Source organism: Streptomyces zhihengii (assembly GCF_016919245.1).
Taxonomy (GTDB): domain Bacteria; phylum Actinomycetota; class Actinomycetes; order Streptomycetales; family Streptomycetaceae; genus Streptomyces; species Streptomyces zhihengii.
Genome location: NZ_JAFEJA010000002.1, coordinates 1,572,062 through 1,595,315, shown reverse-complemented (window position 1 = coordinate 1,595,315; position 23,254 = coordinate 1,572,062). Strand labels below are relative to the sequence as shown.

Sequence of the window (23,254 nt, the reverse complement as noted above, 5' to 3'; positions counted from 1 at the left end):
GGGAGACGGATCCTGTGACGGGAAACGGATCGTGCGGGCCGTGCGTGCTCCGACCGGTCAGCCGGCCTGGAGGCGACGGGCGGTGCGGTGCGCCCAGAACAGACCGCCCGCGCCGCACACCAGCAGCCATCCCGCGCCCGACGGCCCGGCCCCGCCCGCCGCGAGGGCGTCGCCGACGACGGGGACGGCGACCGCCAGCAGCGCGAGGAGTCCGCGCAGGTACCAGACCGCCGTCTGCACCGGGGCGGTGTCGCCCATCGGGGTCTGCGCACCCAGCAGCAGATGGAACGGGACCGGGCCGCGGTAGGCGCCGACGAGCGCGGCACCCACGGCGGCGGGCACTGCCGCCGCCACCGGCACGAGGCCCGGCGTCCACCGGCCGACGATCGCGCACACCAGCATGCCGAGCGTGGTGGTGGCGGCCAGCAGCACGGTGGGCACCAGCGCGTGCCACAGCGCGAGGGCCCCGGCGGTGTACGGGAGGAGGGCGCCGCGGCGTACGTCGTCGCTCTCCAGCCGGGCCGGTTCCGCGAACTGAGCGGCCGCCAGATACAGCGCCCACACCGCGACCGCGGAGGCCACCGTCGCCGAACCGGGCCGCTCCGCCCCCTGGACGAGGGCGGCGGTGGACAGGGCGGACCACGCGCACCCCCAGCCCAGCCGCCCGGGCGCCCGGGCGAGAGCGAGCGCGTCACGCCAGGGCATCACCAGCCACGGCACACGGGGCGCCGGGAGCGGGGCCGGCCGCACGGGCCCGCGCCGGTGCACCGAGTGGATCACGGAGCGCGTCCGGCGCAGGTCGAGGGTGAACAGCGACGCGCTCACGCGGTCGGCGACCGTGGCACGCAGCCGCAGGGACTCCGCGGAGATCTCCGGCACAGCGCGCACCGCCCACAGCACACAAGCACCCACCGCCGCCGCCCACAGGGCCATCGCCGCCCACCACAGCGGCGCGGTGCCCGCAGCCGCCGCGGCGAGGGGCTGGGCCGCCCAGCCCCACGGCAGGAGCCAGGCGGCGGCCGTCGCCGCCCACCCGGGCAGACCGGAGGTGAGTGCCACGACGGACAGCAGCCCGAGCACGGCGACGGTGCCGTGGCAGACCGCGGACCATGTCCGCCGTCCACGGAGGGGGCGCCGTTCGTGCCGCACGGACACCGCGCCCAGCGCCGTGCCCGTCAGCGCCGTGCCCAGCCCCGCCCAGGCGCCCGCCGCCGTCGCCTGCGGCCAGGGCGTGCCGGACGCCGCGGCCACGAGGTGCCCGAGCGCCCCGCCGCCCAGGGTCCCGAGGAGTCCGCCGACGGCCGCCGACGACGCGAGGTGCGGCAGCAGCAGGGGGCCGCGCGCGACGGGTTGGGGCAGCAGCCAGGACACCGTGGCGCCGTCGACGACGACCGGACCGCGCCAGGCGGCGCTGCGCACGACGAGCAGGGTGCACAGGGCCATCAGGGCGGCGGACCACAGCGGCAGGAACTGGAGGAGCGGACGGTCCGCCGGGTCGTGGCCCGCTCCGGAGCGCGCGAGGCGGGCGCCCGCCAGCAGCACCGGCACGCCCCACACGCCGCCGAAGAGCAGCAGCAGATAGGCGGCGAACGCGGCGCTCCGCCGCCGGCGGGCCCGGTGAGCGCCGCGCACCGCCGCCAGGAAGCGCAGCATGTCGGCGGTGCCGGTGTCGGTATCGGTGTCGTTGCCAGTGCCGGTGCCCGCACCGGGGTCGGTGCCGTTGCCGGTGCCGGTCTCGAGGTCGGCGCCCGTGTCGGTGCCGTCGCGGCCGGTCGGCGAGGCGGCCCCGCCGGGACGCGTGCCGGTGCTCATCCGCGGTCCCCGGCCGCGGCTTCCCGTCCGCCGCCGCCCCGGTCCGCGTCGTCGCCTCCGGAAGCCTCCCCCGCCGCGTCGTCCTCCCCGGCCCCGCCTCCCGCCGGACCCTCCGGGTCCGGCGGGTCCTCCTGGCCATCGTCCCCCAGGCGCACCACCCGGTCGGCGAGCGCCGCCACCAGCGGGGCGTGGTGGGTGGCCACGAGGAGGGCGACGCCGTGGGCCTTGTGGCGCACCAGGCGCGCGGCGAGCTCCCGGCGCGCGCCGGCGTCCAGCCGCTGCTCCGGCTCGTCCAGGATCAGCAGTCGGTGCGGTCGCACGAAGGCGGCCGCGAGCAGCATCTGCTGCCGCTGCCCGGAGGAGAGCGCGGACGGCGGCACTTCCGCCCGGTCCGTCAGGTGGTGGGCGGCGAGGGCCGCGGAGACCGTCTCCGGCGCCGCTCCCCCGCCGCCGTGCGCGAGGGCGACGAGCATCAGGTGCTCGCGCACCGTCAGGTCCGGGTAGAAGGCGTCGGTGTCGATGACGGTCGCGACCGCCGACCGCACCTGCCGTCGGTCGCCGTCCATCTCGGCGCCGTCCAGGCGGACCGTGCCCTTCGTGGGGCGCTCGCGTCCGGCGGCGAGCCGCAGCAGGGTGGACTTGCCGGAGCCGTTGCCCCCGGTCACCACGACGCAGCGGCCCTTGTGGACGGTCAGGCCCACCGGGCCCAGCACCGGGACCCCGCCGTAGGACCGCGCGACGTCCCGGAGCTCCAACACGGCTGCGCTGGCGCCCTGTTCGGCATGCGTACGACTGGTGTTCGGTGGCATCCACGCCAGCATAGGTGGACGCGTGTGACGCGCGGGCCGGGGGTGACGCGTGGACGCGGTGCGGTGTCGCAGCGGCCCTCCTGTCCGTCTTGTCCGGATACTTGACGCATGCTCGGCCACCTGCGTGACACGGTTCTGCCGGACCGTCAGCGACATTCCCTGGATGACCTCCGGGAGGACCTGGACCTGTCGTCGGGAGACAGGCGGTCCAAACAGTCGGCGTTCTGGACGATGCTCACGCTGTCAGCGGTGATCGCCGCGGGCGGCATCCTGACGGACTCCACCGCGACGGTCATCGGCGCCATGATCATCGCGCCGCTGTCCACACCCATCATGGGGATCGCTCTCGGCGCGGTGGAGCGCCGCCGTGCCACGGCGGCGCTGTTCGTGGCCCTCGGCTGCCTGCTCGTGCTGCTCGTCGGCGCATGCGCCTCCCTGGTGGTGCCCCCGGCCTACGACCTGCTGGACAATTCCCAGATCTCCGGCCGGACCTCCCCCGGGCTCCTCGACATGATCGCGGCCGTGGCGACGGGCTTCGCGGGGGCGGTGGCGCTGGCGCGTAAGGACGTCGCGGCCGTCCTGCCCGGAGTGGCGATCGCGATCTCCCTGGTGCCGCCGCTCGTGGTGAGCGGCGTGTGCGCCGGGCAGGGGTCGTGGTGGCTCGCCCTGGGCGCGCTGGTGCTCTTCCTCTCCAACCTCGTCGCTCTCGTGTTCGCGGGCATGGTGGTCTTCGCCGTGCTGGGATACGCCCGCGGCGAGGGGCGGCACCGGGCCCGCGGGCGCGCGTACCTGATGCTCGGACTGCTGTTCACCGCGGTCCTCCTGCCGCTGGCGGCCAACACCGTGACCACGGTGCTGCTGAACGCCTGGGCGACCCGCACCAAGAGCGCGGCGGAGCGGTGGCTCTCGGACACGCCGGGCGCGGAGGTAACGAGCGTCGAGGGCCAGTCGCGGACCCTGTACGTCCATGTGCGCGCCCCGGGCGGTCTGCCGCCGATCGACGATCTCCTCGACGACCTGGAGGGCAAGGTCCCCGGCGGGGTTCCGATCGTGGTGGACGCCACCCGGGGACAGCAGATCACCGCCGGCACGGTCGGCGGCTGAGAAAGTCGCACGCCGGTGTCGATCCGGGCCCGTGCCGTTCGACGCGTTGATGCGGGGCACCCCGCCACCGCACCGTTTCCGAGGAGAGCCATGAGCCAGTTGCTGAGAGTGATGAACTTCAACGTCTCGCAGGACGGCGTCGCCGCCGGTGAGCACCAGAGTCTGGAGAACCCGTTCGGTCTGGACGGTGCCGAGCGGCTGTTCTCCTGGGCCGGTGCGACGGCGAGCTGGCCCATGCGTACCGAACCGGGAGGGAGCAGGGGCCTCGACGACTACTTCACCCGGGACTACTCCCACGGCATCGGCGCCGAGATCATGGGGCGCAACAAGTTCGGCCCCCAGCGCGGGCCCTGGCAGGACCACGACTGGCAGGGCTGGTGGGGCGACGAACCCCCGTTCCGTACGCCGGTGTTCGTGATGACCCACCACGAGCGTCCGTCGATCACACTCTCGGACACCACGTTCCACTTCGTCGGCGGCGACCCCCTCGCGGTCCTCGAACGGGCGCGGGAGGCCGCGCGGGGCATGGACGTGCGGCTCGGCGGCGGGGTCACCACCGTCCGGGAGTTCCTCGACGCCGACCTCGTCGACACCCTGCATGTGGCCGTGGCGCCGGTGGAGTTCGGGACCGGGCTGCGGCTCTGGGACTCGTCCGACGAGCTGCTCGACCGCTTCCACCGGGAGGTCGTGCCCAGCGCGAGCGGTGTGGTGCACCACCTGTTCTGGCGGAGGTGACCCGGGGCGAGCGGAAGGGCCGGCGGTGTCAGGCGTCGTCGAGTGCGGAGAGCCCGTCCCGCCACCGGCGCCGGCGTTCCTCGTCGGACTGGTCCCACCACGGTGTGCCGCGCTCGCCGAGGGCGACCTTCGCCGTGTGGACGCGGGCCCGGGCGGCGCGCTCGGCGTCCGGGTCGCCGTCGGCGAGGGCGGCGCGCACGGCACGGCGGGCCGCCATCAGATGGCTGCGCAGGCGGGCCGCCGGCTCCTCGGGGACGCCGGGGTCGGTGGCCCGCCACTTCCGGCCGCGGATGACGACGAAGTGGCCGTCCGGTGTGGTCCGCCGCTCTCCGTCCGCCTGCACGGACCCGATCATCGCAGGCGGCCGCGGGGCGTCGGCCCCGACACACCGCGGGACGGCGGTGTGCCGGGTCCGGGCCGCTACGGCTTCTGAAAGCCGGCGTCCTGGAGGATCTTCTGCCCATCCGCAGAGGAGAGCCAGGCGACGAACGCGGCGGCGGCCCCGGCGTTCTCCGACTGCTTCAGGGTGGCGGCGGGGTACTCGGCGATGGCGTTCTGCGCGTCGGGGATCTCGATCGCGTCAACCTTGTCCGCGGCGCTGTCGGCGTCGGTCTTGTAGACGAGGCCGGCGTCGGCCTCGCCGAGTTCGACCTTGCTGAGCACGGCGCGCACGTTGGGCTCCTGGGAGACCGGCTTCACCGTGATCTTCTGGGCGTCGAGGATCTGCCGGCTGTACTTGCCCGCGGGCACCTCGGGGGCGGCGAGGACGACCTTCAGCTTCGGGTCGGCCAGGTCCTTCAGGTCGTCGACCTTGAACGGGTTGCCCTCGCCGGTGGCGATGACCAGGCGGTTCCTGGCGATGACCGTCGGCGCGCCCGTGTCGGCCTTCACCTTGTCCATGCTCTTGGTGTCGGCGGTGACCAGGGCGTCGGCGGGCGAGCCCTGGGAGACCTGGGCGACGAGTTCCTGGGAGCCGGCGAAGGAGAAGGTGATCTTCATGCCGGGATTCGCCTTCTCGTAGGCGGCGCCGGCGGTCTTGAACACATCGGTGAGGGAGGCCGCGGCGAGGACCGTCAGGTTCGCCTCGGGTGCGGTGCTCCCGGTCCCGGAGGGGGCGGAGCCCCCGGTGTCCTTCGGGTCGTCGTTGCCGCAGGCGGCGAGGGGGACCAGGAGCGCCGCGGTGAGCGCGGCCATGGCGGCACGCCGTCCGGTGAGTGCGAAGGACATCGGGGTGTGACTCCTTGGGGACGTGAGGAGGGTGCGCGAAGGGACGGCCTCGCCGGAACGCCCGCCCGGCAGGCGCGCGTCCCGATCCGCAGCCCGGTGCTGCATATGCGCCACCGTATGGCTGTTCTTCTCGCATGTGCAAGAACACGGTGGAACCATCCATGGCGTTTGCGAGACGCATTGGAGGAATTGCTGAACGGTGAGCCCTGGGGTCTCACCTGGCGGACGCGAAGGGCTGCGGGGGCGGACACCGGGCGGGCTTCCCGAAGACCTAGAGTGGGGGTCATGGGGGAACGGAAGCCTTGCAGACAGTGCCGGCGGCCGCTCACGGGAAGCCGGTGGCGGCGCCCCAAGCGGTTCTGCAGCCGGCGTCACCAGGCGCGCTACTGGGCCGAGGAACTGCTGGACGGCATCTTCGGCTAGGACCTTTCGGCCGGATCCGGACGATCGGCCGCCGGGGTGTCACGAAGGGATGAATACGGGGCAAGATCACCCCGCCGCAGCCGGGCGCCCGGCACGCTGCCGGTGTGCGCAAAGCAGGAGACGGGGCCGTTCCCCGACAGCGGACCACGGCGCCGGAACGCCACCGGCGGCCCACCCCACGCCCCCCGGCCCCCCGGCGCCGGCCCCGCGGGCGCGGCGGCCCCGTCGAGGCCCGCGTCCGGTACTGGTTCGACACCACGCTGGCCCACGGCACCTCGGCCCTCGTCGGATGGCTGGCCCTCGCCTGTCTGGCGGTGGTGGTCCCGCTCAGCGTGCTCCTCGTCTGGACCGACCGGCAGGCCACGGGGTCGAAGATCGCCGCGGTGTGGCGCAGCACCGGCCAGACCATGCGGCTCGGCGGCGAGGTGGGGCCGCCGCTGCGGGTGGCCCTGTCGGTGCTGCTCGCCCTGGTCGCCCTCTTCTACGTGTCGACCCTGGTCAGCCTGATCACCGCGGGGATCACCGACCGGCTGATCGCCCTGCGGCGGGGCCATTCCACGGTCCTGGAGAGCGGCCACACCGTGATCCTCGGCTGGTCCGAGCAGATGCAGACGGTTGTCTCCGAACTGGTGGCGGCGCACACGGGCCGGCGTCCCGCCGTCGTCGCGGTGCTTGCGGACCGCGACCCGGCCGAGATGGAGGAGGACCTGCGGGCCGACGTCGGCGACACGGGCCGCACCCGGCTGATCATCCGCAGCGGGCGCCCGACCGACCCCACCGCCCTGGCCCGGGTCAGCCCCGCGACCGCCGACTCCGTGGTGGTGCTCCCGCGGGACGACCCGGCCGAGGACGCCGAGATCGTCAAGACGCTGCTGTCGCTGCGGGCCGTCGTCGGCGAGGACCGCGAACTGCCGGTGGTGGCGGCCGTGCGGGACGACCGCTACCTGGCCGCGGCCCGCCTCGCAGGCGGCCCCGGGGCCACGGTGCTGGAGATCGACGACGTCACCGCCCGGCTGCTGGTGCAGTGCGCCCGCCGGCCCGGCCTCTCCCTCGTCCACCAGGAACTCCTGGACTTCGCGGGCGACGAGTTCTACACAGTGCGGGATCCGGCGCTGACCGGCCGGACCTTTCGGGAGGTAGCCGCCGCCTGCCCCGTGTCCAGCGCGGTCGGGGTCGTCCACCTGGCGGGCGGGCTCACCCTCGGCCCGCCCGCCGCGCTCCGGCTGGCCGACGGCGACGGGCTGGTCGTCATCGCCCGCGACGCGGGAGCCACCCGCCCGGCGCCGGTCGCCAGCCCCTACGATCCGACGGCCGTGGCCGGCGACGTCCCGCCGAAGGCCGCGAGACCGGAGCGGCTCCTGCTGCTCGGCTGGAACCGCAGGGCCCGCCGGATCGTCGACCAGCTCGCCCGGTCCGCGCCGCCCGGATCGTCCCTGGACGTGGTGGCCGAACGCCGGGCGGCCACGGTGGCCGCGCTGCGGGCCGCCGGACGGACGGCGGGCGACGGGCTCGCGGTCGTCCTGCGGCAGGGCGACCCAGCGCTGCGCGAGACCGTGGCGGGGCTCGACCTGGCCGCCTACGACGGGGTGATCGTCCTCGGCCCGGACCGCCGCCCCGGGCAGGACGACCCCGACGACCGCACCCTCGTCACGCTGCTCCATCTGCGGGCCCGCGAGCGCGAGACCGGCACCCGGGTCCCCGTCGTCACGGAGATGACCGACGACCGCAACCGGCTCATCGCGCCGGTCTCCCCGGGCGCCGACTTCGTCGTCAGCGGCAAGCTGATCGGCCTGCTGATGACGCAGATCTCGCAGAACCCCCGACTGGCCGCGGTGTTCGAGGAGCTGTTCGCGCCGGACGGGAACACCATCCGCCTCCGCCCGGCGGGCGAGTTCGTCCGCACGGGCCACCCGGCGTCGTTCGCCACCGTGGCCGAGGCCGCGTCGCGCCGCGGCGCCTGCGCGATCGGCTACCGCTCGGCCGCCCGGGCCGGGGAGCCACCGCGCCACGGGGTGCGCATCAACCCACCGAAGGCGTACGTCAGACGGTGGGACGAAGCCGACGAGGTGATCGTCGTGGCACCGGCCGGCCCCTCCCCCGCTCCCCCGGCGGCCCTGACGCCCGAGGCGCAGGGCGACACGGTGTGAGAACGGTCCGCGAGGGGCGTGCGGGTGCGCACGAGCGCCCGCCACCGCTAGGTTGCCCCGCATGACCGCACTCGGCCCCTGCGCCTGGCCACCGGCCCCGATCGGCACCGAGCGCCTGGTGCTCCGCGAGTCCGAGGCACGCGACCGCGCGGCGTTCATCGAGCTGTTCGCCTCGCCCGAGGTGCGCGCCCACCTCGGTGGTCCGAGGCCGTGTGCGGAGCTGGAGGAGGCGGTGCCCGAGGTGCCGGGGCGCCGCCCCGGGGTCTTCGTGATCGCCGTCGACAGGGCGATGATCGGCACCGTCTCGCTCGACCGGCGTGACGCGACGCGTCCGGGGCAGGTCCGTGAAGGCGGCGGCGACGCCGAACTCGGGTACGTGTTCCTGCCGGAGGCGTGGGGGCGGGCGTACGCCTTCGAGGCGTGGCCCGCGGCACTCACCTGGTTCGCCGACGCGTTTCCCGGCGAACCGGTGGTGCTGTGCACGCAGGTCGCCAACGACCGCTCGATGCGTCTCGCCGAGCGGCTGGGATTCGCCGAGGCGGCGCGCTTCGAGGAGTACGGCGCCGTGCAGTGGTTCGGCGTGCGGGACCCGGGTGGGTCAGTCCTTGCGTCCCGTCACGGCGACGGTGACGCCGAGGCCGATCATCGTGAGTCCGCCGACGCCTCCGACCAGTGAGAGCCGGCGGGGCGAGCGGGCGAACCAGTCGCGGCCGGTGGCGGCGGCCAGGCCCCACAGGCTGTCGGAGGCCACCGCGATGATGTTGAAGACCAGCCCGAGGATCAGCATCTGCACCACGACATGGCCCTGGGAGCGGTCCACGAACTGCGGGAGCACGGCGGCGAAGAAGACGATGGTCTTCGGATTGGCCACCCCGACGGCGAAGCCCTCCCACAGGGTCCGCAGGCCGCCGTGCGCGGACGTGTCGGCGCTGAACGCGGCGGCGAGCGAGTGGCGTTGCCGCCACGCCCGCACACCGAGGTACACCAGGTAGGCGGCGCCGGACAGTTTCAGCAGGGTGAAGACGAGGACGGACCGCTCGACGACGGAACCGACCCCCAGGGCCACCGCCACGATGAGCGCGTAGGCGCCCAGCGTGTTCCCCACCACCGTGGTGAGCGCGGCACGGCGGCCCTGGGCCAGGGCCCGCCCGATGACGAAGAGCACACTGGGCCCGGGGATCACGATCAGCAGGAACGACATCGCCGCGAAGGCGAGCAAACGCTCGGGAGTCACCATGCGGGTCATGGAAGCACGGGCCCCCCGCTTGCCTCAGCCCCTTTTCCCGGCACCCGCCCGGGGCAGGCGACTTCCCCCGGCACCGGCCCCGGGGCAGGCGGACCGGGGTGCCGTCAGGCGGTCGGGGCGAGCGGGCCGCACATCACGTTGCCCGGCTCCTGCGGGTCGTCGCTGATCCAGAACTGCGTCCAGAGCACGGCGAACTCGGGGCGGCTGAGGTAGCCGTCGCCGTCCTCGTCGAGCCGGTCGAAGACGTCCGCCGTCGTCATGGACCGGCCGTGCCAGGTGTCGATCAGCCGCTGGTGCTCGGCGCGGGAGATCCGGCCGTCGCCGTTCTCGTCCACCGCGTCGAAGATGGTCTCGGCCGTCGCCGCGACGTCCTCCCGCATCGACGGCAGCCGGTCCACCATGGCCATCAGCTCGGCCATGTCGATCCTGCCGTCCTTGTCCGCGTCGGCGGCCTCCGACAGCAGCCGCCACCAGCCCATGATCACGGCCTCCACCCGCGCCGTCAGCTCCGGCCCCTCGGCCACCCGCGGCAGCCTGCCCCACCGGGCCGTCAGGGCCTCGAAGTCCCGCTGCTCCAGATACCCGTTGCCGTCCGCGTCGAAGGCGTCGAACATCGCCTGGATCTTCGCCCACTGGAACCCACTGGCCATCACAAGCCTCCCTCGTTCACTGTGCCGGGGAAGAACCTGCCCGTCCGCGAACGCCGCAAGGCGGCGCACAAGATCACCCCACCCGGCGCCCGCACCACCGCGCTCCGCCCGTACGCTCCGAGCGCCGGTTTGAGAACGGGCCGCCCGGAACCGGACCGTCCGTGAGGCGGGCCGCCCGTGAGACGGGACGACACCGTCGCGAGGCCCGGGCCCGCCCGGTGAAACCACCGGTGCCGCCTCGACGTCTCCTCTAGCCTGACCCGTTGTTCGCGTTCATCGGCGCGGTGGTGAAGGAGACTGTGCGCAGTGCAGGCCCTGTGTGAGGACGACCCGGTCCGGGTTGCGGACTACCGGCTGCTCGGCCGGCTCGGCGAAGGCGGCATGGGCGTGGTGTACCTCGCCCGCTCCCCCCGCGGCCGCATGGTGGCGGTCAAGGCAATCCGCCGCGAGCTGGCGTCGCTGCCGGACTTCCGCCTCCGGTTCGCCGAGGAGGTCGCCATCGCCCAGCGGGTCGGCGGGGACTGGACCGCGGCCGTGCTGGACGCCGACCCGCACGCCGAGACACCGTGGGTCGCCACCGCGTACGTCCCCGGCCCGACGCTCGCCGACGTGGTGACCCGTCACGGACCGCTGCCGGAGCGCTCGGTGCGCGGTCTGGCGTCCGGTCTCTGCGACGCGCTCGCGGACATCCACGCGGCGGGCCTCGTCCACCGCGACCTGAAGCCTTCCAACATCATGATCACCATCGACGGCCCGAAGGTGATCGACTTCGGCATCGTCCGCGCACTGGACGGCCCGACCCACGGCGGACTGACCTCCAGCGGTGTGATCGTCGGCTCGCCCGGCTTCATGGCACCCGAGCAGGTGCGCGGTGAGCGTCTCACCGCGGCCTGCGACATCTTCTCCCTGGGATCGGTTCTCGCGTTCGCCGCGGGCGGCCGTCTGCCGTTCGAGGCGCCCGAGGGGCGTCCGCACGCTCTCATGTACCGGGTGGTGAACGAGGAACCGGACCTGACCGGTGTCCCGGATCCCCTGCTGCCGCTGCTCCGTGACTGCCTCGCCAAGGACCCCGCCGCACGGCCGTCCCTCGCCGCGCTCAGGGAGCGGGACGAGACCCAGTTCCGGCACCTCGGCCCCTGGCTGCCCGCCCCGGTCCTGGCGCGGCTCGGGCAGGACGCGGCGCAGCTGCTGGAGCAGGAGGACCCGCGCACCGCGCTGGGCGACGGGGCCCTCCTCCCTCCACCGGCCCCGGTGCCCCGGGAGGAGACGCTCGGGGCCCCCGGGCCGCGTCCGGCGGTCGCGGGAACCGCCCCGGTGACGGCTCCGGACCTGCCGGTGTCCCCGGGCCCGTCCCCGACGCAGCCGCGCACCCTGGCCGAGGAACGCAACGGAGGCAACGGCCCGTCGCCGGCCACGGTGGCGGTGTACATCATGCTGGCGCTGTACGCGCTGGTGGCCGTGGGCGCGACCGTCAAGCAGCTCGACATGCTGGAGAGCACCTTCGACACCGGCTGGGGATTCGACGAGGAGATCGCCTGGATGTGGGGCTACGCCCAGGTCGCCACCGCGGTCGGTCTGATCGTGGCATGGCTGATCTGGTGCTCCCGGACACGGGCGGCCGCCGAGGAGTTCGCCCCCGGGCGGCTGCGCTACAGCCCGGCGATGGCCGTGCGTTCCTGGCTCGTCCCGTTCGGCAACCTCTATCTGCCCAAGCAGATCGCGAACGACGTCTGGCACGCGTCGAGCCCGCCCGCCGCGGGCGGTGCGATGGCTCCGGCCGCCCCGCTCCACGTCTGGTGGGCCTTCTGGCTGATCAGCGCGATCACCTCGCCGCTCTTCTGGTGGTGGGGTGCCTTCGAATGGGCCACCTACGACAACTTCGTCAGGACCAGGCCCGACGAATACGTGTACGTGCTCGAGACCAACGGGCTGGTGGCCCTGGTGCTGCGCCTCCTGGTCGTGCCCACCACCGTGGCGGCCGCCGTGTACGTCCATCGGCTGACCGCCCTCCAGCAGGCGCGCCGCGCGGCGCTCTGACGGGCCGTGCGCCTCGCCTCGCGCCGCCGGCGCCCCGGGCGCCGTCAGCCCGCGTCGCCCGGAGGCCCCGAGACGCGGCGCAGGGCATCGAGGACGGCCTGGACGGCGGTGCGCGGTGGGGAGGTGCGGCGGATGGCGGCGGTGATGGAGCGGGTGAGCGGGGTGGCGAGCTCACGGGTGGTGACGCGGTAGCGGCCGGTGTCGACGGCCATCCCGGGGAGCAGGGTGATCGCGTGGCCCGCCTCCACGTGCTGAAGCGTCAGCGGGTAGGTGCCGAACCTGCTCACCACCCGCGGTTCGAAGCCGGCCTGGCGGCAGAGCCGCAGCGCGAGGTTCGCCATGTACGACTGCGGCACGTCGAAGGCCCAGGGCTCGTCCGCGTAGGCCGCGAGGTCGGCGGGGCCGCGGCCGGCGGTGGGGTGGCCGGGCGGGAGGACGAGCAGGACGGGGTCGGTGGCCAGCGGCAGCAGGTCGATGTCGGGTCCGAGCGGCTGCTCGTCGAAGTCGGTGGTGGTGATGACGATGTCGGCGTCGCCGCCGCGCAGCGCCGGCAGGCTGTCGTGCGGCTCCAGTTCGAGCAGTTCCACCTCCAGGTGGGGGTGGTGGGCGGCGAGCCGGCCGACGGCCGGGACGGCGAGGGTGTGGACGGCGCTCTGGAAGGCGCCCAGCCGTACCCGCCCCGCGGGCTCCCGGCCGAATCCGCGCAGTTCGGCCTCGACGCTGTCCATGTGGTCGAGGATGTCCCGCGCCCGGCGGGCGAGGATCAGGCCCGCCGAGGTCAGCCGTACCCGGCGGCCGGTGCGCTCCAGGAGCTGGGTGCCCGTCTCGGTCTCCAGCACGGCGAGCTGCTGGGAGACGCTGGACGGGCTCAGGCTGGCGGCCTGGGCGACCGCCCGTACGGTGCCGAGGGCGTCGAGCTGGCTGAGCAGGCGCAGCCTCCACGGGTTCATCACCCGTCGATTGTTGTACGGATCTTCCGAACAGGAAAGCCGGAAAGAGTCGATGGACGTGTGCTTCGCACGGCGCCTACCGTCGCGGCATGACCTCTCCCACCGGCACGACCGTCTCCCCCGCCGCCCCGTCGGCCGACGCCTTCTGGGCCGACGCCGACCGGCATCTGGTCCGCTACGGCGGCGAGTTCTGCCGTGAGGTGATCGAGCACGCCTCCGGCAGCTTCGTCCACACCGCCGACGGCCGGAAGATCCTCGACTTCACCTCCGGTCAGATGAGCGCGATCCTCGGTCACGGGCATCCGGCGATCGTGGAGACCGTGCAGCGGCAGATCACCACCGTCAGCCACCTCTACAGCGGCATGCTCAGCCGCCCGGTGGTCGACCTCGCGCGCCGGCTGGCCGGCACCCTGCCCGAGCCGCTGGAGAAGGCGCTGCTGCTGACGACCGGGGCGGAGTCGAACGAGGCGGCGATCCGGATGGCGAAGCTGGTCACCGGGCGCCACGAGATCGTCTCGTTCGCGCGGTCGTGGCACGGCATGACGCAGGCGGCCGCGTCCGCCACCTACAGCGCGGGCCGCAAGGGCTACGGCCCGGGCGCCCCGGGGAACTTCGCCATCCCGGCGCCGCACGCCTACCGGCCGGACTTCACCCTGCCCGACGGGTCGCACGACTGGCGCCGTCAGCTGGACTTCGGGTTCGACCTGATCGACGCGCAGTCGACCGGCAGCCTCGCCGCGTGCATCGTGGAGCCGATCCTCAGCTCGGGCGGCATCATCGAGCCGCCGCCGGGCTACTTCGCGGCGCTGAAGGCGAAGTGCCGGGAGCGCGGGATGCTGCTCATCCTGGACGAGGCGCAGACCGGGCTGTGCCGCACGGGCACCTGGTACGCGTTCGAACGCGACGGGGTCGTGCCCGACATCCTCACGCTCTCCAAGACGCTCGGCGCCGGTCTGCCGCTGGCGGCCGTGATCACCAGCGCCGAGATCGAGCAGGCGGCGCACGAGCGCGGCTACCTGTTCTTCACCACCCATGTCGCCGACCCGCTCGTCGCCGCGGTCGGCAACACCGTGCTCGACGTCCTCACCGCCGAGCGGCTCGACGAACGCGCTGCCTCGCTGGGCGAGTTCCTCCGCGACGGGCTGCTGGACATCCAGCAGCGGCACCCGGTCGTCGGTGACGTGCGCGGCCGGGGCCTGCTGGCCGGGATCGAGCTGGACGCCTCGTACGAGGCGGGGGCGAGCACGGATCTGCTGGGCGCGCGCATCACCCGCCGCTGTCTGGAGCTGGGTCTGCACATGAACATCGTGCAGCTGCCCGGGATGGGCGGGGTCTTCCGCATCGCCCCGCCGCTGACCATCACCGAGGACGAGCTCTCGCTCGGTCTCGCCCTGCTCGACCAGGCGATCGACGACGTCGTCGGCGGGCGCTGAGCGGCCCGGGGCCCGCGCGGCGGCGCACGGGCCCCGGGACTCTACTCCTCCTCGCGCAGGTGGCCGGCGACGGCCGCGACCGCGGCGCGGACCGCGGCGCGGGCCTCCGGCGTGTGGTCGATCGTCTCGAAGCCGTGGTGGGCGTGCGGGACGTCGATCACCTCCAGCGCCGCGCCGCAGGCGTCCGCGGCCTCGGTGAACCGGGCCACCGTGGCGGCGATCGCGGCGTGTTCCAGGCCCACGCGGGTGAGGACGAGGGGCAGGCTCCCCGCCCGGGGCAGCTCCTCGGCGGGGCGGAACGGACGGCCGGTGGATCCCCAGCCGGGCAGTGCCGCGAGGACGGGGTAGGTCGCCGCCAGGCAGCGCAGCCACGGCGGGGGTGCCGCGAGCCAGTCCGCCGCGAGCAGTCCGCCGCCGGAGAAGAACCAGAGGGCCACCCGGTCCGGGTCGACGCGCGGGTCGGCGCGGACGAGCTCGACGGCGGCGGCGAGGTCGTCGGCGGCACGCCCGTAGTCCGCGACGTCGTGCAGCCGGTGGTCGAACATGACCGCGGCCACGCCGCCGTCCGCCAGCGCGCGGCCGTAGCCGGCAAAGGCGGGCCAGTCGCGCGGGGTGGGCAGGACACCGGCGGGTACCGGGCCGCCGTGCACGAGGACGACGGCGGGCACGGGCCCGTCCGTCTCGGGCAGGTAGAGGTCGAGGGCGTCCGTCCGCTCGCGCGTGCACGGGGGCACGTCGAGCAGGAAGGGCCGCAGATGGGGCGGGTCCTGTCGGGCGGCCCGGGTGATGCGGTGGCCCTCCCCCCGGGCCGCCTCCGCCAGGACGCGGGCCAGTTCGCCGGGGACGGACAGCATCGGCCAGTGCCCCGTGGGCAGTTCGAAGAAGGTGACCCCGGGCGCGGTGAGGGCGGCCTCCAGCCGGGGGTCGCCGAAGCTCACCACGTGCTCGACCAGGGCGATGCTCGACCCGTTGGCGAGGCACAGGACGCCCGTCGTCGGCACCTCACCGGCCGTGCCGGACCGTCGGAGCGGCTGGGTGAGGGTGGCCGCGGGCTGGGGTGCGGCGAGGTGGGCCAGGCGGTCCAGCGCGTCGGCGGGGACGCCGTCGGTGCTGCCCCAGCGGTGCCAGGAGGCGGCGTCGGGCGGTGGGACGGGCCGGGCGCCGCCTCGCCCGGCGACGGTGCCGGGGCCGCCGTCCGAGGCGTTGGCGGCATACGCCGTGAGCCGTTCGCGGACGCCCTCGTCGGGGACGAGGACCAGCGGCGGGTCGCCGTCCCGGGGCAGGCCGGCGTCCAGGTGCACGACCCGGGCGATCCGGCCGGGGCGCAGGTCGGCGGCCCCCAGTACGGGGTGGATGCCGTAGCCGTGCCCGACGAGGACCACCTGCGGTGCCTGGAGGGAGTCGACGGCCTCCACCACGTCCGCGACGTGGGTCCCCAGGTCGGTGTCCGGTCCGGCGGGGCGTGCCGGGTCCCCCATGCCCGTGAGGGTCACGGGGTGTGCGGTGTGCCCCGACTCCCGCAGCCGTGACACGGTTTCCTGCCAGATCCAGCCGCCGGTGTGTGCCTCCGACACCAGGACGAACGCGGTCATGTACGCCTCCTTGTGGACGTCGTGGGTGCGGCCGGGCCCGTGGAGGCGCGGCCGCCGACGCCGGTACGGTAGGAACTCCCCCTGAGGGAGGTTCAAGACGTGATGCCCGACGGCCGGTGGAGCATCGGCGAACTCGCGGCCCGTGCGGGTGCGACCGTCAAGACGGTCCGCTTCTACTCCGACCGCGGTCTGCTGCCCGAGGCCGGCCGCAGCACGGGCGGCCACCGGCGGTACGGCCCCGAGGCCCTCGAACGGCTCGGCCTGATCCGCTCCCTGCGCGCCCTCGGCCTGACGGTGTCCGAGGTGGCCCGGGTCCTGGACGCCGAGGAGGACGTGCCGGGCAGGACGCTGGAGGACGCCGTCGCCGGGCAGTTGCGCGAGGTCGGCTCCCAACTGGCGGCGCTGCGCTGGCGGGAGGCGGCGCTCCGGCTGGTCGGGGAGAGCCCGCCCGGGGAGCGTGCCGAGCGGCTGCGGCTGGTCGGCGCGGTGACCAGTCCGCCGAACACCGCCTCGCTGGCCCGCTTCTGGCGGCGCTGGCTGCCGCCGCGGATGCCGGCCCGGGTGGTCTCGGCCGTCGTCGAGCACGCCGTCCCGCAGCTTCCCGGCGATCCGGCTCCGGCCGAGGTGCTGGCCTTCGCGCGGCTGCACGCGCTGGTGTCGGGGCCCTGCACGGGCGGGCTGCCGTGCCAGCCCGCCGCCCACCGCAGCGGCGGGGGCTACCGGCCCGCGGTGCTCTACGAGGGGCTGCCGGAGGCGTACGCGCTGGCCGCCTCCGAACTGCTGGCGCGGCGGGCCCCCGGCCCGGGTGAGGCGCTCGACTGCTTCGTCGCGGTCTACGCCGCGGCGTGCGGGGCGCGGAGCACCCCGGACTTCCGGCGGCGGCTGGGCGGCCAGCTCGCCGCCGACCCGCGGATCGACGCCTACTGGCAGCAGGCGGCGGTGCTCTTCGGCCCGGCGGCGCCGACGCCGGGTGCCGCGCACGACTGGCTGTGCGCGGCACTGGACGCGGAGACGGAGCGGGCGGCGGTCGCCTGAGGGGGCGGCGCGACATCCGCTCAGGGGTCGAGGGCGTCGAGCAGGGCGGGCAGGGTGCGGTCGAACTCCCGGTGCCAGTACGGCGGGGAGTGGGTGCCCCGGTAGAAGTGGGTGCTCACCTGCACTCCCTCGTCCCGCAGCCGTTCGGCGACCAGGCGTGACTCCTCGCCCATCAGGGCCTCCGTCGGGGAGATCACATCGGCGGGGAAGGGGTCGGCCGGGTCCTCGAGGCCGGGGACGTGCGGGTCGGGGCCGGTGCCCGGCGGGTCGAGCGCCCCCGGCCGGCCGTCCCCGGCGGACAGATGGACGCGGGTGCCGCGCAGGTGCCGCGCGAGGTGGTACGGGTCGTGCGCCTCCCACACCCGGCGCTGCGCCACGGGATCGCCCCACAGGGCCCGCCAGTCGAGACCGAGGTAGGTCATGCCCGCGCGCACCGCGTGGGGGTGGCGCAGCGGGTGGACGAAGCCGCTGTAGCCGGCCACGGCCCGGAAGAGACCCGGGTGCCGGGCGGCGTAGGAGAGGGCGCCGAAGCCGCCCTGGGATTCGCCCGCCGCCACCCGTGCGGTGCCTGCGCCGTAGTGGCGCTCGATCAGCGGCAGCACCTCGCGCAGGTGGAAGCTCTCGACGGCCGGGGGCCCGCCGCGGCCGTGGTTCCACCAGTCGGTGTAGAAGCCGTAGAGGGGCATCTCCGGCATGACGACGAGGGTGTCGCGCAGGGCGGGGTTCTCGTGGACCCGGTACTCGCGGGTCCAGGTCTCGTGGTCGCCGTCGCCGCCGGCGAGCAGGTGGAGCACCGGCCACCGGTCGTCGGGACCGCGCCGCTCCCAGCCCTCGGGGGTCAGCAGCCGCACCCGCGCGTCCCGGCCCAGGGCGGCCGAGCGCACGGTCAGGTCGGTGATCCGCTCCCCCGTCCGCCGCTCGGACACCACCCGGAGGCCGTCCGGCCCGCTCGGCGGTGCCGTGGGGGCGAGGCAGACCGCCGCGGTCACCAGCGCGAGCAGCAGCCGGGCCGCCGTCCACGCCGTCCCGCGCCGCTCAGACATCGCGCCTCCGCAGGACGAGGGCCGCTCCGGCCAGGGCGAGGGCCGTGTACGCCGCGACCAGGGCCAGCGAGGGCCAGGCTCCGAGGCTGCCGACCGCCTCGGCCGAGGCGTCCGAGGTCTGGGTGAGCTTCTCCAGCGCCGCGGTCGGGGCGGCACCCGCGACCCAGGGCCCCGCGCCGCCGAGGAGCGGGCCGAGCAGCGAGGGCAGCAGCAGCACGGCGACCACGGAGACGACCGCGCCGGCCGCGTGGCGCACCAGGGTGCCGATCGCCAGCCCCAGGACGCCGACCAGGGAGAACAGTGCCGCGATGCCGAACAGCGCGGGCAGCGGGCTGCCCTGGGGGTGGGAGCCGTCGATGACGGCGTCGCCCAGCAGGTACACCACGGCGCACGAGACGAGGCCCAGCGCGCCGAACACCCCGGCGACCAGGGCCGCCTTGGCCCCCAGAGCCCTGCCGCGGCGGGGCACCGCCGCCAGGGTGGCGGTGATCGTGCCGCTGGAGTACTCGCCGCAGACCACCAGGGCGCCGACGGCGCCCGCGGTCATCAGGGCGACGACGGCGAGGGTGAGACTGCCGCCGAGCACGGTGTCGTCGGCCTGGAGGCTGCCGCTCAGTCCCACGAACACCGCGCCGGCCATGGTGACCAGCGCCGTGGCGGCCGTCGTCCACACCGTGGAGCGCAGGCTCGCGAACTTGGTCCATTCGAAGGCCAGGGCCCGGCGGAAGCCGGGCGGTGGCGTGGTGGTGTCGGTCATGTCAGCAGCTCCCTCGTGTCCGTTCGCGCCCGCGCGCCCCCGTCCGGGTCGGTGCCTGTGCCCCCGTCCGGGCCGGTGTGCGCGTGGGTGTCCGGGCCCGGGCCGGTGTGCGTGTACGCGTCCCTGCCCGTGTCGGTGTGCGTGTCCGGGCCCGGGCCGCTCGGCGCGTCCCCCCGGTACTCGACGTCCTCCCGGGTCATCGCGGTGAAGATCTCCTCCAACGAGGAGCGCCGGGGCGTGAGTTCATGGACGGCGAGGCCGTGCGTCCGGGCCGTCTCGCCGACGGCCCCGGCACTCGCTCCGGTCACCCGCAGTCCCCCGCGGTCCTCCGGGCGCACCACGGCGCCCAGGGCCTCCAGGGCGGCGCGCATGCGGGCGGTCTCGCCGTCCGGGACGCGCAGCAGCACCGATTCCGGCGAGTGGCGGTCGATGAACTCGGCCATGGAGGTGTCGGCGAGCAGCCGGCCCCGCCCGATGACGACGAGATGGTCGGCGGTGCGTTCCAGTTCGCTCATCAGATGGCTGGAGAGGAACACCGTGCGCCCCTCGGCCGCCAGCGAGGTCAGCAGCGTGCGGATCCAGCGGATGCCCTCGGTGTCCAGCCCGTTGACGGGCTCGTCCAGGACGAGGACGCCGGGGTCGCCGAGCAGCGCCGCGGCGATGCCGAGCCGCTGTGCCATGCCCAGGGACAGGCCCTTCGCCCGTCTGTCGGCGACCGCCTCCAGGCCGACGGTCCCGAGCACCTCGTCCACCCTGCGGGCGGGCAGGGCGTTGGAGCGGGCCAGGCCGAGCAGATGCCGGCGCACGGTCCGGCCGCCGTGGACGGCTCGCGCGTCGAGGAGTGCGCCCACCTCGCGCAGCGGCGCGGCGAGCCGGCCGTACCGGGTGCCGGCGACGGCGACCGATCCCCGGGTCGGTGCGTCGAGGCCGAGGACGAGGCGCATGGTGGTGGACTTGCCGGCGCCGTTGGGGCCGAGGAATCCGGTGACCCGGCCCGGGCGTGCGGTGAAGGTCAGTGCGTCGACGGCGGTCCTGCCGCCGTATTCCTTGGTGAGTTCCCTCGCTTCGATCATGTTCCCGACGCTAGGGACCGCGCGGCGGCGGGACATCCGCCCGGCGGAGTCGGCCGCTGCTCCGCCGGGAGCAGGTCAGTGCTCCCCCGCGCGTACCAGGCCGGTCTCGTAGGCGGTGACGACGAGCTGGGCCCGGTCGCGTGCCCCCAGCTTGGTCATGGTCCGGCTGACGTGGGTCTTCGCGGTGAGCGGTGACATCAGCAGACGGGCGCCGATCTCGTCGTTCGACAGGCCGCGGCCGACCATCGCCAGCACTTCGCGTTCCCGTGCGGTGAGGGGCTCCAGCCGGCGGCGCGCGTCCGCCTCGGGTGCCTTCAGCCGGGCGAACTCCTCGATCACCCGGCGCGTCACGGAGGGCGCGAGCAGGCTGTGCCCGCCGGCCACGGTGCGGATCGCGGCGCGCAGGTCGTCGGGCTCGACGTCCTTCAGCAGGAAGCCGGCGGCGCCCGAGCGGAGCGCCTCGAAGACGTACTCGTCGGCCTCGTACGTGGTGAGCACCAGGACGCGCACCGCGGCCAGTGCGGGGTCGGCGACGATCCGGCGGGTGGCTTCGAGGCCGTCGGTCCGCGGCATGCGGATGTCCATCAGCACCACGTCGGGCAGGGTGGTGCGGGCGAGTTCCACCGTCTGCCCGCCGTCGGCGGCCTCGGCGACGACCACCAAGTCGTCGCCGGTGTCGAGCAGGGCACGGAAGCCGGCCCGCACCACGGTCTGGTCGTCCGCCAGGAGCAATCTGATCACTGTGCCGCTTCCCTGTCCGCGGGCAGCCGTGCCCGCACCCGCCAGCCGCCGCCGGGCACCGGCCCGGCCTCCACCGTGCCGCCAACCGCGACGGCCCGTTCCCGCATGCCGGCCAGCCCGAACCCGGCGCCGTCCGCGGGCGGCGCGGCGGTCCCGTCGTCGAGGACCTCCACGGTGAGCCAGTCTCCGTCCCGGCGCACCGAGACCGCCGCGTGCCGCGCCCGGGCGTGCTTGATCACGTTCGTCAGCGCCTCCTGCACGATCCGGTAGGCCGCCAGCTCCACCAGGCGGGGCGCGTCGCCGTCCTCGGTGTCCACGCGCAGGCCGACGTCCAGGCCGGTCGCGTCCAGCCGGCGCACCAGGTCGCCGAGTCCGTCCAGCCGGGGCACCGGACCGGTCGGCGGTGCGCCGTCCGACCGCAGCACGCCCACCGTGGCGCGCAGTTCGCGCACCGCCTCCTTGCCGGAGGCGCGCACCTGCCGCATGGCCTCCCTGGCCACCTCCGGCCGCGCGTCGAACGCGTCGAGGGCCAGCCCGGCCTGCACCGTCATCGCCGACACGGTGTGGGCCACCACGTCGTGCACCTCGCGGGCGATGCGCAGCCGTTCCTGCTCCACCCGGCGCCGCGCCTCCCGCTCCCGTTCGGCCTCCGCGCGGGCCGCGCGGTCCGCGTAGTGCCGCACCAGTTCACGGCGGCCGCGCACGACCTCCCCGAGCAGCAGCGGCACGAGCGGCCACAGCATCTCCAGCAGGGGCGCGCCCTGCGGCTGTGCCACGTCGATGCCGGCGATCAGCGAGACCACGCCGGACGCGGGGGCGGCGACGAGGCCGGCGCGGATCGTCCGGGTGCGGTCGCCGCGCACGGCGACGGTGTACAGCGCGACCATCACCGGCAGGTTGAGCAGTTCGCCGATGTGCCCGTACAGGGCCCATCCGGCGCAGGCCGCTCCGGTGACCACCGCGACCGCGACCGGATACCGGCTGCGCACCAGCAGCGCCCCGACGGAGACCGCGAACAGGGTCCAGGTGACGGCGTCGGCCTGGCGGTAGCCGGGGTCGTTGACCGCCGCGTCGGATCCGGTGAGCAGGGCGGTGACCGCCGCGACCGCCCAGTCCGCGACGTGCGGGGGCGGCGGCCAGGGGGTGCGGTCGCGCAGCCGGGCGAGGGAACGGTTCACAGCCTCACCTTGACATCCTCTCCGTCCTAAAGGGCGGAGATTCCCGTCTGCCTGCCGGTGGTCACCGGCTGGGGCTTTGGGTGGGTTCCTGTTTCTTCGCGCTGTGCCGGGATGTGTCCCGGTCTTACCCGCGCTCCGCAGGCAGTGACCGCCAGTCCGGCGGCCTTGGCGACGTTGACCGCCGCGTTGATGTCCCGGTCCAGGACGGTCCCGCACGCCCTGCACGTCCATACCCGGACGTGCAGGGGCTTGGGGCCGTCCTTGACGCCGCAGGCCGAGCAGACCTGAGACGTGGGCTCGAACCGCCCGATGCGGTGGAAGGCGCGCCCGTACAGGGCGGCCTTGTACGCCAGCATCGCGGTGAACGCCGACCATCCGGCGTCGTGAACGGACTTCGCGAGACGCGTACGGGCGAGTCCCTTGACCGCCAGGTCTTCCACTGCGACCGCTTGGTTCTCGCGAATCAGCCGGGTGGAGAGCTGGTGATGGAACTCGCGCCGCGCATCGGCAGTCCGTGCGTGGGCGCGGGCAACCCTGATCCGGGCCTTCGCCCGGTTGTTACTGCCTTTCGCCTTCCGGCTCAGGTTCCGCTGCGCCTTCTTCAGCTTCTTCTCGGCCCGGCGCAAAAAGCGCGGGGAGTCGATCTTCGTACCGTCGGAGAGGATCGCGAAGTGGGTCAGGCCCAGGTCGATCCCGACCGTCGCGTCCGTGGCGGGCAGCGCCTCGGGCTCGGTCTCGACCACGAACGAGGCGAAGTACCGGCCCGCGCGGTCCTTGATCACGGTCACCGTGGACGGAACTGACGGCAGCGAGCGCGACCAGCGAACCGCAACGTCGCCGACCTTCGGAAGACGGAGCTTTCCGCCGGCCGTGATCTTCCACCCGGCGTTCGCGGTGAAGCGGACCGCCTGACGGGTGTCCTTACGGGACTTGAACCGGGGCGCACCCACGCGCGGGCGCTTGCCCTTCAGGCCGTCGAAGAAGTTCCTGTAGGCAGTGTCCAGGTCCCTGAGAGACTGCTGCAGCACAACCGAGGACACCTCGCCGAGCCATGCCCGCTCGGAGGTCTTCTTCGAAGCGGTGAGCCGCCTGGACAGCTCGCCCGAGGCAACGAACGGCAGCCTGGCGGCACGGGCGGTCTTACGGACGCGAAGCGCGTCGTTGAAGACCACCCGAGCACACCCGAACGCCCGCCCCAACGCCATGCGCTGACCGGCGCTCGGGTACACGCGGAAGCTGTACCGAAGCTGCATGTTGATCAC

At 74.5% G+C, this 23,254-nt stretch carries 21 protein-coding genes; 7 read left to right on the top strand and 14 right to left on the bottom strand.

Annotated features, from left to right (window positions below; all coding sequences use genetic code 11):
* Window positions 1–57 precede the first annotated feature (57 nt).
* On the bottom strand, window positions 58–1,812 hold the full coding sequence (locus JE024_RS34490; protein WP_205377798.1) for a DUF6297 family protein: 1,755 nt from the start codon (window positions 1,810–1,812) through the stop codon (window positions 58–60).
* The gene (locus JE024_RS34485) at window positions 1,809–2,621 is read right to left on the bottom strand and encodes an ABC transporter ATP-binding protein (RefSeq protein WP_205377797.1); all 813 of its coding nucleotides are present in this window, start codon (window positions 2,619–2,621) and stop codon (window positions 1,809–1,811) included. Before JE024_RS34485 ends, JE024_RS34490 begins: the two co-directional genes overlap by 4 nt.
* A 108-nt stretch (window positions 2,622–2,729) precedes the next feature.
* On the opposite strand from JE024_RS34485, the gene JE024_RS34480 reads away from it, so the two are divergent.
* Window positions 2,730–3,725, top strand: a complete 996-nt coding sequence (locus JE024_RS34480; RefSeq protein WP_205377796.1) for a DUF389 domain-containing protein — start codon at window positions 2,730–2,732, stop codon at window positions 3,723–3,725.
* 90 nt (window positions 3,726–3,815) lie between these two features.
* Window positions 3,816–4,460, top strand: a complete 645-nt coding sequence (locus JE024_RS34475; protein ID WP_205377795.1) for a dihydrofolate reductase family protein — start codon at window positions 3,816–3,818, stop codon at window positions 4,458–4,460.
* Between the two features lie 28 nt (window positions 4,461–4,488).
* Here JE024_RS34475 and JE024_RS34470 read toward each other — a convergent pair whose 3' ends face one another.
* Together JE024_RS34470 and modA are read right to left on the bottom strand one after the other, a co-directional pair.
* On the bottom strand, window positions 4,489–4,815 hold the full coding sequence (locus tag JE024_RS34470) for a hypothetical protein (RefSeq protein WP_205377794.1): 327 nt from the start codon (window positions 4,813–4,815) through the stop codon (window positions 4,489–4,491).
* Between the two features lie 65 nt (window positions 4,816–4,880).
* Complete coding sequence (gene modA / locus JE024_RS34465; protein WP_205377793.1) at window positions 4,881–5,687, bottom strand: molybdate ABC transporter substrate-binding protein; 807 nt, start codon at window positions 5,685–5,687, stop codon at window positions 4,881–4,883.
* Between the two features lie 683 nt (window positions 5,688–6,370).
* On the opposite strand from modA, the gene JE024_RS34460 reads away from it, so the two are divergent.
* Together JE024_RS34460 and JE024_RS34455 are read left to right on the top strand one after the other, a co-directional pair.
* Window positions 6,371–8,257, top strand: a complete 1,887-nt coding sequence (locus JE024_RS34460) for a CASTOR/POLLUX-related putative ion channel (protein WP_244883621.1) — start codon at window positions 6,371–6,373, stop codon at window positions 8,255–8,257.
* 61 nt (window positions 8,258–8,318) lie between these two features.
* Window positions 8,319–8,933: a GNAT family N-acetyltransferase gene (locus JE024_RS34455; RefSeq protein ID WP_205377791.1), complete on the top strand. Its 615-nt coding sequence runs from the start codon at window positions 8,319–8,321 to the stop codon at window positions 8,931–8,933.
* On the opposite strand, the gene JE024_RS34450 is transcribed toward JE024_RS34455, so the two are convergent.
* Together JE024_RS34450 and JE024_RS34445 are read right to left on the bottom strand one after the other, a co-directional pair.
* On the bottom strand, window positions 8,856–9,494 hold the full coding sequence (locus JE024_RS34450) for a LysE family translocator (RefSeq protein WP_205377790.1): 639 nt from the start codon (window positions 9,492–9,494) through the stop codon (window positions 8,856–8,858). The genes JE024_RS34455 and JE024_RS34450 overlap by 78 nt on opposite strands.
* A gap of 113 nt (window positions 9,495–9,607) precedes the next feature.
* A complete protein-coding gene (locus JE024_RS34445; protein ID WP_205377789.1) occupies window positions 9,608–10,153 on the bottom strand; it encodes an EF-hand domain-containing protein in 546 nt (181 codons plus the stop codon).
* A 306-nt stretch (window positions 10,154–10,459) separates the two neighbouring features.
* On the opposite strand from JE024_RS34445, the gene JE024_RS34440 reads away from it, so the two are divergent.
* Window positions 10,460–12,190, top strand: coding sequence for a protein kinase domain-containing protein (locus JE024_RS34440; RefSeq protein WP_205377788.1), 1,731 nt, complete (start codon window positions 10,460–10,462; stop codon window positions 12,188–12,190).
* Window positions 12,191–12,234: 44 nt separating this feature from the next.
* Here the strand turns inward: JE024_RS34440 and JE024_RS34435 are convergent, their stop codons facing one another.
* Window positions 12,235–13,140: a LysR family transcriptional regulator gene (locus tag JE024_RS34435; RefSeq protein ID WP_205377787.1), complete on the bottom strand. Its 906-nt coding sequence runs from the start codon at window positions 13,138–13,140 to the stop codon at window positions 12,235–12,237.
* A gap of 89 nt (window positions 13,141–13,229) precedes the next feature.
* On the opposite strand from JE024_RS34435, the gene JE024_RS34430 reads away from it, so the two are divergent.
* Window positions 13,230–14,573 carry an aspartate aminotransferase family protein gene (locus tag JE024_RS34430; protein ID WP_205377786.1) on the top strand — a complete coding sequence of 448 codons (1,344 nt, stop codon included), beginning with the start codon at window positions 13,230–13,232 and terminating at the stop codon, window positions 14,571–14,573.
* A 41-nt stretch (window positions 14,574–14,614) separates the two neighbouring features.
* Here JE024_RS34430 and JE024_RS34425 read toward each other — a convergent pair whose 3' ends face one another.
* A complete protein-coding gene (locus tag JE024_RS34425) occupies window positions 14,615–16,165 on the bottom strand; it encodes an alpha/beta hydrolase (RefSeq protein WP_205377785.1) in 1,551 nt (516 codons plus the stop codon).
* 102 nt (window positions 16,166–16,267) lie between these two features.
* On the opposite strand from JE024_RS34425, the gene JE024_RS34420 reads away from it, so the two are divergent.
* Window positions 16,268–17,200: a helix-turn-helix domain-containing protein gene (locus JE024_RS34420; protein WP_205377784.1), complete on the top strand. Its 933-nt coding sequence runs from the start codon at window positions 16,268–16,270 to the stop codon at window positions 17,198–17,200.
* A gap of 20 nt (window positions 17,201–17,220) precedes the next feature.
* Here JE024_RS34420 and JE024_RS34415 read toward each other — a convergent pair whose 3' ends face one another.
* From JE024_RS34415 to JE024_RS34390, 6 genes are all read right to left on the bottom strand, one after another.
* On the bottom strand, window positions 17,221–18,243 hold the full coding sequence (locus tag JE024_RS34415; RefSeq protein WP_205377783.1) for an alpha/beta hydrolase: 1,023 nt from the start codon (window positions 18,241–18,243) through the stop codon (window positions 17,221–17,223).
* The gene (locus JE024_RS34410) at window positions 18,236–19,000 is read right to left on the bottom strand and encodes an ABC transporter permease (protein WP_205377782.1); all 765 of its coding nucleotides are present in this window, start codon (window positions 18,998–19,000) and stop codon (window positions 18,236–18,238) included. Before JE024_RS34410 ends, JE024_RS34415 begins: the two co-directional genes overlap by 8 nt.
* Window positions 18,997–20,073 (bottom strand): ABC transporter ATP-binding protein, encoded by a 1,077-nt coding sequence (locus JE024_RS34405; RefSeq protein WP_205377781.1) that lies wholly within the window; start codon window positions 20,071–20,073, stop codon window positions 18,997–18,999. The genes JE024_RS34410 and JE024_RS34405 overlap by 4 nt, the downstream gene beginning before the upstream one ends.
* Before the next feature lie 75 nt (window positions 20,074–20,148).
* Entirely contained in the window at window positions 20,149–20,814 is a 666-nt protein-coding gene (locus tag JE024_RS34400) for a response regulator transcription factor (protein WP_205377780.1), read from the bottom strand.
* The gene (locus JE024_RS34395) at window positions 20,811–21,992 is read right to left on the bottom strand and encodes a sensor histidine kinase (protein ID WP_244883387.1); all 1,182 of its coding nucleotides are present in this window, start codon (window positions 21,990–21,992) and stop codon (window positions 20,811–20,813) included. The genes JE024_RS34400 and JE024_RS34395 overlap by 4 nt, the downstream gene beginning before the upstream one ends.
* Before the next feature lie 26 nt (window positions 21,993–22,018).
* Window positions 22,019–23,245 carry an RNA-guided endonuclease InsQ/TnpB family protein gene (locus JE024_RS34390; RefSeq protein ID WP_205378517.1) on the bottom strand — a complete coding sequence of 409 codons (1,227 nt, stop codon included), beginning with the start codon at window positions 23,243–23,245 and terminating at the stop codon, window positions 22,019–22,021.
* Window positions 23,246–23,254 lie beyond the last annotated feature (9 nt).